Origin of the sequence: Acetobacter musti (genome assembly GCF_011516835.1) — a bacterium.
Taxonomy (GTDB): Bacteria; Pseudomonadota; Alphaproteobacteria; order Acetobacterales; family Acetobacteraceae; genus Acetobacter; species Acetobacter musti.
In genome coordinates this window covers 38,557-54,800 of sequence record NZ_WOTB01000009.1, presented here as the reverse complement: position 1 = coordinate 54,800, position 16,244 = coordinate 38,557, and the positions used below count along the sequence as shown (strand labels likewise).

At 66.4% G+C, this 16,244-nt stretch carries 12 protein-coding genes; 6 read left to right on the top strand and 6 right to left on the bottom strand.

Annotated elements, in window-relative coordinates:
* Positions 1–202 precede the first annotated feature (202 nt).
* The 4 genes from GOB93_RS08485 to GOB93_RS08470 are packed head-to-tail and all read right to left on the bottom strand — an operon-like array spanning position 203 to position 6,388.
* On the bottom strand, positions 203–1,057 hold the full coding sequence (locus GOB93_RS08485; RefSeq protein ID WP_173583074.1) for a PI-PLC domain-containing protein: 855 nt from the start codon (positions 1,055–1,057) through the stop codon (positions 203–205).
* Positions 1,050–5,600, bottom strand: coding sequence for an AAA family ATPase (locus GOB93_RS08480; protein ID WP_173583073.1), 4,551 nt, complete (start codon positions 5,598–5,600; stop codon positions 1,050–1,052). The genes GOB93_RS08485 and GOB93_RS08480 overlap by 8 nt, the downstream gene beginning before the upstream one ends.
* A complete protein-coding gene (locus tag GOB93_RS08475; RefSeq protein ID WP_173583072.1) occupies positions 5,597–5,743 on the bottom strand; it encodes a hypothetical protein in 147 nt (48 codons plus the stop codon). Before GOB93_RS08475 ends, GOB93_RS08480 begins: the two co-directional genes overlap by 4 nt.
* A 12-nt stretch (positions 5,744–5,755) precedes the next feature.
* On the bottom strand, positions 5,756–6,388 hold the full coding sequence (locus tag GOB93_RS08470) for a thioredoxin domain-containing protein (RefSeq protein WP_173583071.1): 633 nt from the start codon (positions 6,386–6,388) through the stop codon (positions 5,756–5,758).
* A 237-nt stretch (positions 6,389–6,625) separates the two neighbouring features.
* Here GOB93_RS08470 and GOB93_RS08465 point away from each other — a divergent pair, with 237 nt between their 5' ends.
* A complete protein-coding gene (locus GOB93_RS08465; RefSeq protein WP_194300010.1) occupies positions 6,626–7,015 on the top strand; it encodes a hypothetical protein in 390 nt (129 codons plus the stop codon).
* A 372-nt stretch (positions 7,016–7,387) separates the two neighbouring features.
* On the top strand, positions 7,388–7,921 hold the full coding sequence (locus GOB93_RS08460) for a P-loop NTPase family protein (protein ID WP_173583070.1): 534 nt from the start codon (positions 7,388–7,390) through the stop codon (positions 7,919–7,921).
* A 19-nt stretch (positions 7,922–7,940) separates the two neighbouring features.
* On the opposite strand, the gene GOB93_RS08455 is transcribed toward GOB93_RS08460, so the two are convergent.
* Complete coding sequence (locus GOB93_RS08455; RefSeq protein WP_173583155.1) at positions 7,941–8,960, bottom strand: lysine-2,3-aminomutase-like protein; 1,020 nt, start codon at positions 8,958–8,960, stop codon at positions 7,941–7,943.
* A 254-nt stretch (positions 8,961–9,214) separates the two neighbouring features.
* On the opposite strand from GOB93_RS08455, the gene epmA reads away from it, so the two are divergent.
* The 4 genes from epmA to GOB93_RS08435 all read left to right on the top strand — a co-directional run bounded on the left by epmA (position 9,215) and on the right by GOB93_RS08435 (position 13,389).
* Positions 9,215–10,234 (top strand): EF-P lysine aminoacylase EpmA, encoded by a 1,020-nt coding sequence (gene epmA / locus GOB93_RS08450; protein ID WP_173583069.1) that lies wholly within the window; start codon positions 9,215–9,217, stop codon positions 10,232–10,234.
* A gap of 86 nt (positions 10,235–10,320) precedes the next feature.
* On the top strand, positions 10,321–10,743 hold the full coding sequence (locus GOB93_RS08445; RefSeq protein WP_173583154.1) for a hypothetical protein: 423 nt from the start codon (positions 10,321–10,323) through the stop codon (positions 10,741–10,743).
* Between the two features lie 401 nt (positions 10,744–11,144).
* The gene (locus tag GOB93_RS08440; RefSeq protein WP_194300009.1) at positions 11,145–11,906 is read left to right on the top strand and encodes a fasciclin domain-containing protein; all 762 of its coding nucleotides are present in this window, start codon (positions 11,145–11,147) and stop codon (positions 11,904–11,906) included.
* A gap of 106 nt (positions 11,907–12,012) precedes the next feature.
* Positions 12,013–13,389, top strand: coding sequence for an 8-oxoguanine deaminase (locus GOB93_RS08435; protein WP_173583068.1), 1,377 nt, complete (start codon positions 12,013–12,015; stop codon positions 13,387–13,389).
* A gap of 164 nt (positions 13,390–13,553) precedes the next feature.
* Here GOB93_RS08435 and alaS read toward each other — a convergent pair whose 3' ends face one another.
* On the bottom strand, positions 13,554–16,214 hold the full coding sequence (gene alaS, locus GOB93_RS08430) for an alanine--tRNA ligase (RefSeq protein WP_173583067.1): 2,661 nt from the start codon (positions 16,212–16,214) through the stop codon (positions 13,554–13,556).
* Between the last annotated feature and the right edge of the window lie 30 nt (positions 16,215–16,244).

Genomic DNA, 16,244 nt, shown 5'->3' with positions numbered 1-16,244 from the left:
GCTCTGCCGGACGCGGCAACGACCACGCTTCCTGGACCTGGTTACTGAACAGGAATTATCAACAGGCCGGATCTCCCGGCAATCGCCAGATTTCCGTCAATCTTTAACCCGAAGCCCCGAACATAGCCCGGCAGCCGCCTCACCCGCCACCAGACCCGCGTTCCGCCCCGCCATAAACGAGGCCGCCCGTCAGTCTCCCCCGTCAGTCTCCGTCGAGAAGCTTCACGAACCGGTCCGGATTATCCGTAACCACAATGTCCACCGGCTGATTCAGGAACGCCTGAAGACGCGCCGGATCGGAAGACAGATGCGGACTGTCGGCGATCACGGCGGCCGCGTCATGATGAGCCTGCGCGAAAAGGGCAGGGGAGGCGTCGGACGGCAGATACGCCGCAAACCGATGACCGCCCGCGAGACGCCTCGCGACATACTCGTCATGAACCGACGTCACCGGAATCGCCACGATAATCGAGCGATCCGCCTTCAGCGCGTCCCGCGTTCCCGTCTCGCCGGACACCGACAGAATGACGCGGTGACGCATCCCGGTCGCGCGGACCACCTTCACCACACTCTGCACCGTCGCATCGGGCAGGGAAAGCATGACCAGCCCCCGGTTGCGACGCATCGCCATCAGTGCGTCGCTGAGCGGCCTGTCCCCCTCGCGAACCAGCAGCTGACCGTCCGCCCCCTGCATGACATCGAGCTCCACCATCGACGGCGCATTGGCGACAGCCGGATCAGGCGCCGCTCCCGGCGGCGTCACGCCCGTGGTGCTCGTCGCGGCCTGCGCGGCCGTCGCCAGCGAAAGCGGCCGCGTCGCCACAGCCGCCGCACCGGTCGCACAGACGACCAGCCCGTGATGAATCCGCGTCATCAGCGCGTCAGACTGACTCTGCCGCCAGCCGAACACACCTCCGGCCAGCACGATGATTCCCACGCCGATAAACGCATTGCGTCGGCATTTCCGTGTCAGGACCGGCTTTCCGGATGCCTTTTCCGGACCACTCCGGTCCGTTCCCCCGGAATCCCGGCGGCCGGCAGATGCTGAATCAGACATGAGCCTCCTCCTTCTTCCGTTCGCCGGCCATTTCAGAAGCCCGCTCAAGGTCGACAGAGAGAACGCGGCTCACGCCCCGTTCCTGCATGGTGACGCCGTAAAGGCGATCCATATGCGCCATGGTTAACTGATGATGGGTCACAACGAGAAAACGTGTTCCTGCTTCTCCGGCCATGTCCCCCAGAAGGGAACAGAAACGACCGACATTGGCGTCGTCGAGGGGAGCGTCAACCTCGTCAAGAACGCAGATCGGGGCGGGGTTACAGCGGAAAACCGCAAAAATCAACGAAAGAGCTGTCAGAGCCTGCTCGCCACCCGACAAAAGCGACAATGTCGCCAGCTTCTTGCCGGGCGGCTGCGCATAGATCTCCAGACCAGCCTGCAACGGATCGTCACTGCCGACAAGCCCCAGATGCGCCCGGCCGCCGCCAAACATTCTAGAAAAAAGCGACTGAAAATGGTGATCCACCTGCGTGAACACCGCCATCAGCCGCTCGCGCCCCTCCTTGTTCAGCGCTCCGATCGAGCCCCGCAGACGGGCAATAGCCGTCTCCAGCTCATTGTGCTCGCGACGGATCGTCTCGATCTGCTGCTCCGCCTCCTGCGCCTCGATATCAGCCCGCAGATTCACCGGACCAAGCTCTTCCCGCTCCCGCGTCAGCCGTCCGATCTTCCGCCGCAAACCCGTCTCCGCCGCCTCCGTCAGATCCCCGACCGGCGCCAGCGGCGGCTCCGGCGTCTCTGCCAGCAACTGATCGAGAATGGCCCGCGCCTGCTCGCTCTTCCCCTCACTCCGCAGCACAGTTTCACGCGCCGCCGCCAGATCGCTCTCCGTCTGACGCCGCGCCTCCTGCGCCTCCCGCAGCCGCAGCTCCGCCGCCTCCCGCGCCGAGTCACCGGCCAGAAACGCCGCCTCAGCCTCCGCAAGCGCCGTCGCGCTCGTCTCGCGCAGCCGCTGCGCCTCCGCCGGCAGCGCCGACACCGTCTCATGCTCGGCCGAAACCGCCGCCAGCCGCTGCGCCGCCTCATCCAGCTGCGCCCTGGCCACGCTCTCGCGCCCGGTCCATTCCTCAACCGAGGCCTGCAGAGACGCCTCCCGCGCCGTCAGCGTCCCGGTTTCAGCCAGCAGCGCCGCTCGCTTCTCCCGCGCCGCCTGCTCATCCGCTCTCAGCCCGGCAAGCCGGCTCCGCAGCTCCTCCAGCCCGGCTTCCGCCGTCCCGTCGCCGACGGAGTCCGCTCCCGTCCGCGCCGCATCGAGAGTCGCCGCCGCTTCCGCCAGTTCCTCCCACAACGTCGCTTCACGCGGCTCCAGCGCCGAAAGCCGCGTCTTCCGCTCCAGCGCCTTTTCCTGCATCGCCCGCAACGCCGCACCGAGACGCGACGACTCAGCCTCCGCCGTCTCCAGAGCAGCCCGCGCTGCCTTCGCCCCGGCCTCCGCCGCGCCGGCTTCTGCTTCCGCGTCCGTCAGCGCCTTGCCCGCCGCCGCCGGATCGGACGCCTCCCGCAGCGCCGCTTCCGCCGCCTGCACAGCCTGCCGGCCCGCCTCACATTCTTCCGTCAGCCGCGCCAGATCGGGAAGCAATGTCGCCAGACGCGACTCAACATTGCCATGCCGCGTCTCCGCTTCCTGCTTTTCGCGCCGCGCCCGCTCCAGTGCCTGCTCCGCCCGCCGCCGCGCCTCGCGCGTGGCTGCCTCGGCCTGAGTCGTCTGCTGCTCCCGCGCCTTCGCCGCATCATGCGCCGCCCGCAGCGCCGCCGCATCCGGCAACGCCGCTTCCGCCGCCACCACGTCAGCCAGCCCTTGCTTCGCCGCGATCAGCGCCTGCTCCGCCCGCTCATACTGAGGCCGCACCCCATCCAGCCGCGCCCGCGCCGCCGCATGCCGCCGCGATGTCTCCGCCTCCACCGAGCGCGCCTTTCCCAGCGCCGCCTCGATGCCACCCCGTCCGGACCGCGCCACCCGTACGGCTTCTGCCGCCGCCGTCAGCGCCTGCGCCGCATCCGCCGCCACCTGCTCAGCCGCAGGCAGTTCCATCACCAGCGTATCAAGCCGCCCCTGACTCTCCCGCAACGTCCGCCGCTGCGCCAGTCGCTGTGCCGCCGGACTCGGCTGCCCGGCCTCGACGCGATACCCGTCCCACCGCCACAGCGCGCCCTCCCGCGTCACCAGACACTGACCGGGCCGCAACGCCGGAACCAGCGCCGCTCCGGCAGCATCCGACTCAACCAGCCCCGCCTGAGACAGCGCCCGGCCGAGCACCGTCGGCGCCTCCACCAGCGTGCTCAGCGGCGTCGCCCCGGCCGGCAACGCCTGCTCCGTCGCCGGCAGCGCCATCCACGCCCGTGGCGCTTCAGGAGCCTGCGTCGCTTCCGGCGCGTCCAGCCCGTCAGTCAGCGCTGCCGCCAGCGCCACTTCCAGCCCGTCCGGCACACGCAGCTCGTCCGACACAGGGGAGGCGGCCACCGCGCCGTCACTGTCCTGTTCGTCCCCCAGCGCCTGAGCCAGCCCGTCCACCTGCGCCCGCAGCCGCGTCAGCTCCGCCCGCAGCGCGCCAAGCGCACCATCTTTCTCGCGGGCCTGCGCCGTGCAGACCGCCAGCTGCTCTTCCGCCCGAATCAGCGCCGCCTCGGCTTCCGAAAGTTTCCGCTCCTCCGCCGCCCGCGCCGCCTGCGCTTCCTCAAGCACGGAATCCGGCACCGCATGACGCCCGGCCTCTTCCAGCTCCCGGCTCAGCGTCGCCGCTTCTTTCTCGGCCCGGCTCAGAGCCTCACGCGCCTTGCGAACCGCTTCCGCCGCCGCCGCCCGCGTCGAACTGTCTTCCTGAACCCGCGCCCGCGCCTCCAGCAGCGCCGCCGCCGCCGCCGCCCGTTCGGATTCCGCCGCCTCGAACGCCGCCACCGCCCGCGCGTGAGCAGACTCAGCCTCGGTCAGAGCCGTCGCCAGCGCTGCACGCCTTTCTTCCGGAACAAGCTGCCCCTGCGCCTCGTCCCGACGCCGCGTCAGCGCCTCGCAATCCCGCGTCAGCGCCGCCAGCCGCGTTTTCGCCGCCGTCAGCGCCGCCTGACAGTCCTCATGCCGCGTCCGCGTCGATTCCGCCGTGTTCCGCGCGATCGAGAGCGCCAGCTGCGCCGCGGACCGCCGCTGCACCGCCGCATCCTCCGCCTCGCGACACCGCGTCAGCGTCTCAGCCGCCTCCCGCACCGCGTATTCCGCCGCCGTCAGCGTGTCCTCATCCGGCAGATCGGCCCGCAGCGCCGCCATCTCGGCCTCAAGCGCCGCCCGCGCCTGCTCCAGCCGCCCATGCCGCGCCGTCGCCGCTTCCAGAGCCGCCTGCGCCTGCTCCGCCCGCGTTTTCGCCGCCGTCGCTTCCGCCGTGCGCTGTTCCAGAAGCTGCGCCGCCTCGTTCACCGCCGCCTGAGCCGCCACAACCGCCGCTTCCGCCTCAGCCTGAAGACCCGGCAGCGCCGCCTGTTTCTCAGCAACCTCCCGCGCTTCATCCTGAAGTCGGGCCAGTGTCTCGCTGGCATCGTTCAGCCGTGACGCCGCCGCTTCCCGGTCCGCCTCGCACTGCCGCAACCGTCCGGACGCCGCTTCCGCCGCTTCCGCCGCACGCTGCTCCTCACGGGCCACGCCCTCGGCCGCCACCCGCCGCCGCTCCAGCGCCGTCCGCGCCTGCTCAGCCGCCTCCCGCAGTGGTGGCAGCGCCTTATCCGCCTCGTAATCCGCCAGAACCGCCGTCTCCGCCGCTTCCTCCGCCGCGATCAGCGCCTTCCGCGCCGCAACCGTCGCCTGCTGCGCCCGCTCGACCTGATGCCGCGCCCGCGCATGCAGCAATGCCAGCAGGGAGGTCTCCGCCTCCCGCAGATTCGCCGACAGCTCGCGATATTTCGACGCCTGCGTGGACTGTCCCGCCAGCCCCTCCAGCCGCGATTCCAGCTGCGTGCGCAGATCCTCCGCCCGCGTCAGATTCGTCTCGGTCGCCCGCAGCTTCAGCTCCGCCTCATGCCGCCGCGCATGAAGCCCGGTAATCCCCGCCGCTTCCTCCAGAATGGTCCGCCGCTCTTCCGGCCGGGCGCCCACCAGCATTGCCACGCGCCCCTGGCTGACCATCGCCGAGGACCGCGCTCCGGATGCCAGATCGGCAAACAGCGTCTGCACATCACGCGCCCGGATCGGCCGTCCATTCAGCCGGTAATCACTGCCCGCGCCCCGCTCCGCCCGTCGCGTCACCTGCAGATCGTCCTGCTCAGCAAACGCGCCCGGTCCGAGCCCCTTCGCATTTTCAAGTGTCAGCGTGACTTCCGCGAGATTGCGCGACGGACGGCTCGCCGTGCCCGCGAAAATCAGATCGTCCATCTCGCCGCCACGTAGCGACCGGGCCGATGTCTCGCCCATCGCCCAGCGCAGTCCCTCGACCACGTTGGACTTGCCGCAGCCATTCGGCCCGACAATCCCTGTCAGACCGGGCAGAATATCGACGGTGACAGGGTCCGCGAAGCTCTTGAAGCCCGCGATCCGCAACTGGACAAACCGGGCTGTCATGCCGCGTCCCGGAACCCCGTCAGCACGATGCTGCTGAACACGACGTCACGAAACATGAGACAGGGGATCACGACCGGAAACGACGCCATGCCGGCGTCATCCGGGTCCGGGAACCGCGCGGCAAGATCCGGTGTCCTGAACATTCTTCGGAAAAATCAGCCGCCCGCGGCGACCACTTTCTTCTCGAACTCGGCATAGGTGAGCTCGCCGTCGCGATAGACATCGTTGTTGAAGCGGAAAGCCGGCGTGCCGGTAATGTTGTACTGCGTCTGAGCCCGGTGTTCCCCGCTCATGATCGCGTTCTGAAGCTGCGTATCGTTCACCGCGCGATCGAAACTGTCAGCCGACATGCCCGCCAGCGCCGCCATCTTCCGGAGCTGCTCCTCCTGGGAGCCGTCCTGTACAAACGCCCAGTGATCCTGATTGGACAGCAGCGCCATGATGAACGGCTCATACCGTTCAGCCGGCAGGGACCGCGCGACCTGCGCCGCCATCAGCGAAACCCGGTCCAGCGGATAATCGCAGAACACATAGCGGATACGGCCCGTATCGATCAGCTTCGTCCTGATTTCCGGAAGCACTTTGATCGCAAACTGCGCGCAGTGCGGGCATGTCAGCGAAAACCACTCCTCAACCGTCACCTTCGCATCCGGCTTCCCGAGCGCGCGTGGCGCCAGGCGCGGATCATTCGCCGCCGGCGCATCCGCCGCCAGCGCCGGACGGATCAGGGCAGGTGCCAGCGCGACAGGAAGAGCTGCTGCGAGAAGAGCGCGGCGGGTGGGCGACATGGGCAGAATCTCCGGGAGCACGGTCTCTGGTGGAAAAGTGTTCGTCAGTCGATAATCCGGACAGGCTCATGACGGCACATGACCGTGAGCGTCAAGCCCGAACCACCGGCCCGACCCTGTTCATGACAATTATTACAGCACGGTCAGAATGGGGACCCCGGCTGGTTTTCGCCACAGTTTCCGGGCAGAATAGTGTCGAACTGGTCCCCGACGACCACGATAAAACAGGATGCCCCAATGAAAAAACTGCTCAGCGCAACCATGGCCGTGATGCTGACCGCAGGCTCGGTCTCAGCGGCTCAGGCGGAGCCAGGCGGCTGCGTGAAATACGGCGCCGCCGGCGCCGTCGGTGGTCACGTCGCCCATCACGGTGTGCTGGGCGCGCTCGGCGGCTGCGTAACAGGCATGTATGTCCGCCACAAATACCGCAAGGAAGCCAAAGCCAAGGCCGCCCTCTACGATCAGGAACATCCGGGGGCAAAGGGAACCTGGTCCGAAAAAGCCACGGCCTATGACGTCGAACATTCGACCGAACCCGGCACCATGACCCCGAAACCGGGCAGCACGCCGCCGGCCGGACAAACCCCCGCCGCTCCGCCGCCGGCGAACGGTAACACCCAGATGTAACGCCATCAGGCGCCCCCTGTAAGACAGACCGGTTCGGAAACGGAACCGGTCTGTTTTTTGGCGCTTATGTATTCCGTTAAGCGTAAGGACAGAGCAGGGTTCTGCTCTGCGCCTGTTAAGGCGGCGTCACGCGAAGGCGTGTTGCGCAGGACGGCCTCTTCGCCTCTTTTGATTTAATAAACCGGGATCAAAGGGACCTTACCCCTTTGTCGGAGTTCGGGGCACAGCCCGGAAAAAGCCGCGTATTTTTCAGACGTGACGACCTGAGATGTGGCTACTTGCAAACTCTTCCCCTGACTCCGTAAAGAGATTGAGGAATCCGCCCCCTCTGCAGGATTCAGCCCCTCCCGGCATCAGAGACCTTCGGCCCGCATGACCACCCTGACCGATCTCGGAGAGCGCATCTGCATCATGGGGCCGTCCGGCAGCGGCAAGTCCACCCTCGCCGTCGCGATCGGTCATGCGCGCCATCTCCCCGTCATCCATCTCGATCAGTTATCCCACCTGCCGGCAACCGACTGGGAAAAGCGTCCGGTCGGCGAATTCATCACCCTGCACGACGCCGCCATCACCGGCGACCGCTGGGTTATGGAAGGCAATTATACACGCTGCCTGCCTCAGCGCCTGGAGCGCGCAACCGGCCTGATCCTGCTGGATATCTCCACGCCCCTCAGCCTGTACCGCTACTTCCGCAGAACCTTGTTCGAGAAAAACAGACACGGCGCTCTCGCTGAAGGGAAGGACAGCATCAAACGGGAGATGGTGCAGTACATCCTCGGACCCGCGCGCCAGAACAGGCGCCATTACGCCGCCATGTATCAGAAACTCACTCTGCCGAAGATCCTGCTGCCGTCACCCGGCGTCCTCCGGCAATTTTACCGGCGTGAAAACCTGCCACGTCCCTGAAATCCGTCATCCGCCACAGTCACGGCAGCTCGTGCCACCGCCCCGACGGGTCCTGCACCATGCCCGAGCCGGTATCCAGATAATCCGGCCCCAGCGGCACCTTCCCGAAGCCACCCGGAATATCGAGAATGTAAGTCGGCCAGGCGAGCCCGGTTACACGCCCCCGCAATCCCTGCAGCAGCGCGCGCCCCTCTTCGACCGGCACATGAAACCGCGCCGTCCCCGGCGCCGGATCGAGCTGATGCAGATAATAAGGCTTCACCCGGTTCTCCACCATCGCCCGGAACAGCCCCTCCAGCGCCTCCACACTGTCATTCACTCCGCGTAGCAGCACCGACTGCCCCAGCAGCGGAATCCCCCGTCGCTGCATCCGCCGCAGCGCCGCCCGGCCCGCTTCCGTGAACTCCCGCTCATGATTGGCGTGCAGCACCAGCCACATCGCCTTGTCCGTCTCCATCGCCCCGGTCAGCTCATCCGTAATCCGCCCCGGATCGGCAAGCGGCACCCGCGAATGAATGCGGATCGTCGTCACATGCGGAATGTCGTCCAGCGCGCGCACGATATGAGCGAGCCGCCGCGCAGACAGCATCAGCGGATCGCCTCCCGTCAGAATCACTTCCCGGATCTGCTCATGCGTCCGCAGCCAGCCAAGCGCCGTCTCCAGCGCCGCCTCGTCCAGCAGGCCGCCGTCCGGCCCGACATGCTCGCGCCGGAAGCAGAACCGGCAATAAAGCGGGCAGATCAGCAGAGGTTTCAGCAGCGCCCGGTCCTCATAGCGGTGCACAATCCCCGGAACCGGCGACAGCGCATCGTCTCCGATCGGATCTTCCCGCTCGGAGGGCGCCATAATCAGCTCATCCGGATGCGGAATGACCTGCAATCCGACCGGATCGTCCGGCGTCTCAATCAGCGACAGAAATGTGTCCGGGATCGCGGTCGCGTAACGTGCCGCAACCTGTTCGACATCATCCAGAATTGTTTCCGGAATAAGTCCGGCCCGGACCAGTTGCCGCGGCGAACGAAGCGTGCTTCCACCCATACGGGCCGAAGACGCGGAAGCGCCGGATGCCGGCGAAGCGGAAACAGGGGCGGTCGGAACATGGAGTGTCATGCGGCGGTTCTAACGGTCCCGGCCACCCCGGAGCAAACAGCATTTCCGCTCAGCCCCGCCCGAAGCGTATGCCGGGGCACAGACCGGGCGCTTACACCGGTACCGGCGAAGACCGGGGCAAAGGCCGGGACGGAGGCCGGTAACCACAGACCGTCGGGCAGGGAAGGGGACCCGTCAGAACAATGGACCTGAACACACCGGAAGCCACGACGCGCGCCACTGACCCGACCCGCATCGCCGAACGTCTCCCGCTCCTGCGCCGCCGCGCCCTGATGCAGACCGCAACCCGCGCCTTCTTCGACTCGCGCGGCTATGTTGAGGTCGAGACCCCCTGCGCCGTCCCCACGCCCGGCGAGGAAGTCCATCTCCATGTCTTCGAAACCAGGCGGGTCTCCCCCGAAGGCGACAGCGAACCGCTCTTCCTTCACACCAGCCCCGAATTCGCCATGAAGCGGATCGTCGCCGCCACCGGCCTGCCGGTCTTCCAGCTCGCCCGCGTCTGGCGCAACGGTGAGGGCAGCGTATTGCATGCCCCCGAATTCACCATGCTGGAATGGTACCATCCCGGCGCCGGTCTCGCCTCCCTGGCCGATGAGACGGAACATTACGTTCAGTGCCTTCTGCCACCCGAAATCCATCGCGACGGCCGCACCATCCCCATCCACACCCCCTTCGAGCGGCTGACCGTCGCCGAAGCCTTCCGGCGCCATGCCGGTGCCGACGTCCTCGCCACGGCCGACAACGCCGAAGCCCTCGCCGCCCAGGCCGGCTGCACCCTGAGAACCGGCGAAACCTGGGAAGACCTGTTCTTCCGGCTCCTGCTCGAACGCATCGAACCCGCGATCGGCCGTGAACGCCCGACCTTCCTCACCCACTGGCCCGCCAGCCAGGCCGCCCTGGCCCGCACCTGCCCCGACGACCCGCGCACCGCCCTGCGATTCGAGCTGTATATCGGCGGCGTCGAACTCGCCAACGCCTTCGAGGAACTGACCGACAGCGAGGAGCAGCGGACCCGCTTCGAAAAGGACCGGGCGACGAGGGCTAAGCTTTACCCGCAGAGAAAATCCTGGCCGATAGACGAAGACTTTCTCCGCGCGTTACCGGCTATGCCACCGACCTCAGGCATCGCGCTGGGCTTCGATCGTCTCGTGATGCTGGCGACCGGCGCGCCCCGTCTGAGGGACGTCTTGTGGCTTGGATAAATTCGCGTAACCTTGAACAAAATTGCGGCTCCGGAATGGCCCGGTCGCCGGATCGCAGATTTGTCGCAGAAAATAAGGGCGTCGTCATGGTCACAAAGCGTATCTGGCCCGTGCTGGCCATCCTGCTCGTCGCCGGCTGTTCCGGCCCGACGCCGGAGCAGCGCAAACAGCTTGATGCCCTGGTCGGCAAAACGGAAGTCGACGTCATCCGCGCCTACGGCGTCCCCACACGCACCTTCCAGACCAACGGTCACATCTTCCTCGCCTATGTCGATAACCAGACAAGCTACACCTCCGGCAGCATGGGCTGGGGATGGGGCGGCTGGGGCGGCGGACCGGGCTGGGGCGGCGGCTGGGGCGGCTGGGGCGGTGGCTGGGGTGGTTACGGCGGCGGCTGGGGAATGGGCGGCGGCTTCCCGGCCAGCTACTACAACACCGTCTGCCAGACGACCTTCGAACTCGCCGGCGGCGTCGTAACCGGCTGGACAATGCGCGGCGACGGCTGCTGACCGCCGCCAGAGCCATCGTCCACTGACGATGGCTCTGAATGATGGTTCCGGACGACGCCACCGGGCGATGCCGGCACACCGGGCGCCGATGCCCACAGCCGATGTCCACTGCCGGTTGCCGCCGCCGGTGATCACCCCGACGCCCACTCCCGGCGCCGTGCCAGACTGCTCCACCTGAAACCCGTCCCCGGAACCCCGCCTCATAAAGGGGGCAGGATAAAGGGCCAGGGCTTGTGACAGCGGGAAAGAGCCGATAAGCGGCGGGGGACAGCCTGCCGGTTTACAGATGCGAAACCCGGGCAGCATAGATTTGTCTGCGCGGTTCGCCTGCTGTCTGGTGCGGACCATGAAACTCGGGATGGGAGACTGGGATGCGGCCAGGTTTGGCAGGGCGATACGGTATGGCTGGAGCCGCGGGACTGGTGGCTCTGTCGCTCGGCGGCTGCCAGAGCACGGCGCGGCAGGATGCCTATAAACAGGTCGGCAGCGTATGCTCGTTCATGGCCCCGACCGTCTCCGGCACCCGCAATTATGTGCCAAGGGACGCAAAGGAAGCCCCCGACAGCGCGATCGCGTATCCGGACCCCGAAACACCGATTTACTGTGACCGGCCAATCTCGGAATCGCTGCTCTCGGCCATCGAACTCGCGAACTACACGCGCGCCCTGCAGTCCGTCGGGCTGTTCAGTCTCCTGCAGCAGAATGGCCCGTTCACCGTCTTCGCCATCCCGAACGGCCCGCTCCAGCATTACGAAGCCCGGTTCGCCGGCGGCGCGCTCCCGCCGGTCAGCACACCGGATCTGAAATCCCTGCTCGGCTACACCATCGTGCGCGGAAAATGGCCGCTCGCGACCCTGAAAGCCGCCATCGCCCGCCAGCCGACCCACGCGATCGGCCTGCACACAATCTCCGGGGCGATCCTGACAGTTTCCCCCGACGCCTCCGGCCAGCTCGTCCTCAGCAACGGCGCCGGCGCGGTCAACAGGCTCTGGGTGACCGGCGTTCCGCAGTCGAACGGTGTGCTCTACTTCACGCAGTCGCTGCTGACACCCGTTTTCCCCGCAGCACCCGCCGCTCCGGCCGGCTCCGCAACGACATCCGCCGCGACCTATGGTCGCGGAACATCCCTCGTCGTGGCGAAACCTCTGGTCGTGCCGCACTGATCGCCGTTTCCTGAGCCGTCAGATGCAGTATGGTCGTCATCCAGGGCGGCCATGCCGTCACCGCCGCCTGTGAGACAGGCGGGTCTATCTGCGAGGTGAGCGAGACATGACGCCAGGAACGACACTGCTCAGAAACGCTCATATTGTCACCATGGACGACACCCGCCAGGAATTTCCCGGCGGATGGGTCCGCGTCAGCGGCAACGGCATCGAAGCCGTCGGGGGCAGGGAGGACGACCCCGGTCCCGCCGATGAGACCATCGACCTCTCCGGTCACGTCCTCCTCCCCGGCCTCGTCAACACCCACCATCACATGTTCCAGACGCTGACCCGCGTCATCCCGGCAGCCCAGGACGCCTCGCTCTTCGGCTGGCTGCAGGCGCTCTACCCGATCTGGTCGCGCCTCACGCCGGAAATGATCCGCGTCTCGACCCGCACCGCCATGGCCGAGCTTCTCCTGTCCGGCTGCACCACGACCAGCGACCACCTCTATCTCTTCCCGAACGGTGCCACGCTCGATGATCAGATCGAAGCCGCCGACGCCATGGGCATGCGCTTCCATGCCGCCCGTGGCGCGATGAGCGTCGGCGAGAGCAAAGGCGGCCTGCCTCCCGACAGCCTCGTTGAGGACGAAGCCGCTATCCTCCGCGACACGCAGCGGCAGATCGAACGCTGGCACGACCCGTCCCGCTACGCGATGCGTCGCGTCGTCGTCGCGCCCTGCTCGCCGTTCTCCGTCAGCACGGACCTGATGCGGGAAGCCGCAAATCTCGCGCGCGCCACCGGCACCACCCTGCACACTCATCTCGCCGAAAACGACAGTGACGTGGATTACAGCCGCGAAGTCTTCGGCCGCACCCCGGCCGAATACGCCGAAGATCTCGGCTGGGTCGGCCCGGATGTCTGGCACGCCCACTGTGTCAAACTCGATCCGAACGGGATCACCCGCTTCGGCGCCACCTGCACCGGTGTCGCCCACTGTCCCTGCTCGAACATGCGTCTCGGCTCCGGCATCGCGCCCGTTCAGTCCATGCAGTCCGCCGGCATCCGCGTCGGTCTCGGCGTGGACGGCTCAGCCTCGAACGACAGCAGCCACATGCTCGCCGAAGCCCGCCAGGCCATGCTCCTGGCCCGCGTCCGCACATCCTTCGAGCCCGATCCGGAAGCCCGCCGCTTCATGACCGCACGGGAAACCCTGGCGCTCGCCACCCGTGGCGGCGCGGCCACACTGGGCCGCGACGATATCGGTGCCATCGCGCCCGACATGGCCGCCGATCTCGTCGCCTTCGATATCAGCGGCCTCGACCATACCGGCGCTCAGTCCGATCCGGTCGCCGCTCTCGTGTTCTGCACCCCCGGCCGCGCCGCACTGACCATGGTGAACGGCCGCATCGTCGTCAGAAACGGCGAATTGCTGAGCACGGATGAACACCGCCTGACCGAGACCCATAACCGTCTCGCTCAGACGTTGCTGACCGGCTGAAAAAAGATCTCAGGGCTCTGCCCTGAAACCCGCCAGAGGTCACAGACCTCCGGACACCAATTTTATTTAAATCAAACCGGGATCAAAGGGACCGCGTCCCTTTGCGGGGCCCGGGGCAGAGCCCCAAAAAAGCCCCCACAGAAAAACTCCTGCAAGTTCAGAACCTACCCCTGAACCGCCGCCTCAATCCCTGCACGCACCGCATTCAGCGCCGCATCCGCCGCCCCAACATCCGGACCGCCCGCCTGCGCCATATCCCGGCGTCCGCCGCCGCCCTTGCCGCCAAGAGCCGCACTGGCCGCCCGCACGAGCGTTACCGCATCCAGCGCCTCAGGCAGCTCCGGATTCACCGACACCACCACGCTGGCCTTACCCTCAGCCGTGGACACCAGCGCAACGACCCCAGCGCCAATCTGCTTACCGATCGTCTCCGCCAGTCCCTTCAGCTCGCGCGGCGCCGTATCCCCGACATTCCGCCCCGAGAACGGCACACCAGCAATGGTCTCAACAGCCGTTTTCTCAGCAGTCCCGCCCATCGCCAGCTTCCGCTGAAGATCGGAAATCCGCTTCTCCATCACCCGCCGCTCATCCAGCAGCGTCGCCAGACGCTCCGGCGCCTCAGCAACCGTGACCTTCATCATCGCCGCCATCTGGACCAACCGCTGCTCATTGGCGATCGCAACCGCCTCAGCCGCCTCGCCAGCCACGGCCTCGATACGTCTCACCCCGGCCGAAACGCCGCTCTCCGACGCAATCCGGAACAGACCGATATCGCCCGTCCGGCCAACATGCGTGCCGCCACAAAGCTCCACCGACCAGCCCGGCTTGTTGCCGGCCTCATCCGTGCCACCCATGGAAACGACCCGCACTTCATCGCCGTATTTCTCGCCGAACAGCGCCATCGCGCCTTCAGCCGACGCGTCTTCCGGCGTCATGATCCGCGTCGTCACCGGCGTATTCGCCCGGATGCGCGCGTTCACCTCGGCCTCGATCTCGTCCAGCTCCTCACGGGTGATCGGACGCGGCTGGCTCACGTCGAAACGCAGCCGGTCCGGTGCGTTCAGACTGCCCTTCTGTGTCACATGCTCGCCCAGCCGGCGACGAAGCGCCTCATGCAGCAGATGCGTCGCCGAATGATGCGCCCGGATCGCCGTCCGGCGCTTATGATCGACCGCCGCCCGCACAGCCTGACCGACCTTCAGCGTGCCCTCGGTCACCGTGCCATAATGCACCAGCAGATCGCCCAGCTTCTTCTGCGTGTCAGATACCGCAATCCGGACACCCGGCGCCGTAATCTCACCGGTATCGCCGACCTGACCGCCGCTCTCACCATAAAACGGCGTCTGATTCAGCAGAACCGCCACTTCCGTGCCGACACCGGCTTCCGTCACGCTGGCATTGTCCGCAACAATGAACTGAACCTCAGCCTCCGCATCCTCGGTGCTGTAGCCCAGAAACTCCGTCGCGCCGAACCGGTCCCGCGCCTCGAACCACACGGTCTCGACCGCCGCATCGCCGGAACCCGTCCAGGCCGCCCGGGCCCGCTCCCGCTGTTCCTTCATCGACGCCTCGAAACCCGTGACATCGACCGTATGCCCGCTGCCCCGCAACGCATCCTGCGTCAGATCGAGCGGGAACCCGAACGTATCATAAAGCTTAAACGCCACATCGCCCGGCAGGGAACCGCCCGCCGGAAGCTGCGCCGTCTCATCGGCCAGCAGCGACAGACCGCGTCCAAGCATAGCCTTGAACCGCTCTTCCTCGCCGCGCATCGTCTCCTGGATCAGCGCCTGAGCCTGCCCCAGCTCCGGATAAGCTGCGCCCATCTGCTGGATCAGCGCCGGCAGCAGTTTGTAGAAAACCGGCTGCGTCGTGCCCATCATGTGCAGATGCCTCATCGCCCGGCGCATGATGCGCCGCAGCACATAGCCGCGCCCGTCTTTCGACGGCAGCACCCCGTCGGCAATCAGAAACGCCGTGGAACGAAGATGATCCGCAACAATCCGATGACTCGCCTTGAACGGCCCGTCCGGCGCCTGAGACGTCACATCCGCCGACGCCTCGATCAGCACGCGGAACGTGTCCGTATCATAATTGTCACGCTTGCCCTGCATGATCGCCGCGAAACGCTCCAGCCCGAGCCCGGTGTCGATCGAAGGGCGGGGCAGGGGAGAACGCACGCCCGGCGGGTCTTCGAAGAACTGCATGAAGACCAGATTCCAGATCTCGACAAACCGGTCCCCGTCCTCATCCGGCGAGCCCGGCGGCCCGCCCGGCACATCCGGTCCATGGTCATAGAAAATCTCGGAACACGGACCGCATGGCCCGACATCGCCCATGCGCCAGAAATTGTCGGAGGTCGGAATGCGGATGATCCGGTCATCGCTCAGACCGGCAATCCGCTTCCACAGCGCCGCCGCATCCTCGTCCTCGGCAAAAACCGTGACCAGCAGCTTCTCTTTCGGAAGACCGAAATCCTTCGTGACCAGATTCCACGCCAGTTCGATCGCCAGCGGCTTGAAGTAGTCGCCGAAGGAGAAATTCCCCATCATTTCGAAGAACGTATGATGGCGCGCCGTATACCCGACATTGTCCAGATCGTTATGCTTGCCGCCGGCCCGCACCACTTTCTGCGCCGTCGTTGCGCGCGAATAAGGACGCGTCTCCTGACCGGTAAACACGTTTTTGAACTGCACCATGCCCGCATTGGTAAAGAGCAGCGTCGGATCGTTCCGCGGCACCAGCGATGAAGACGGCACGATCTGATGACCATGAGACGCGAAGTAATCGAGGAAAGCAGCGCGAATTTCGTTTGTTGATGGCATGGTAAGGGGAACGGTCCTGATAGTGGTCGC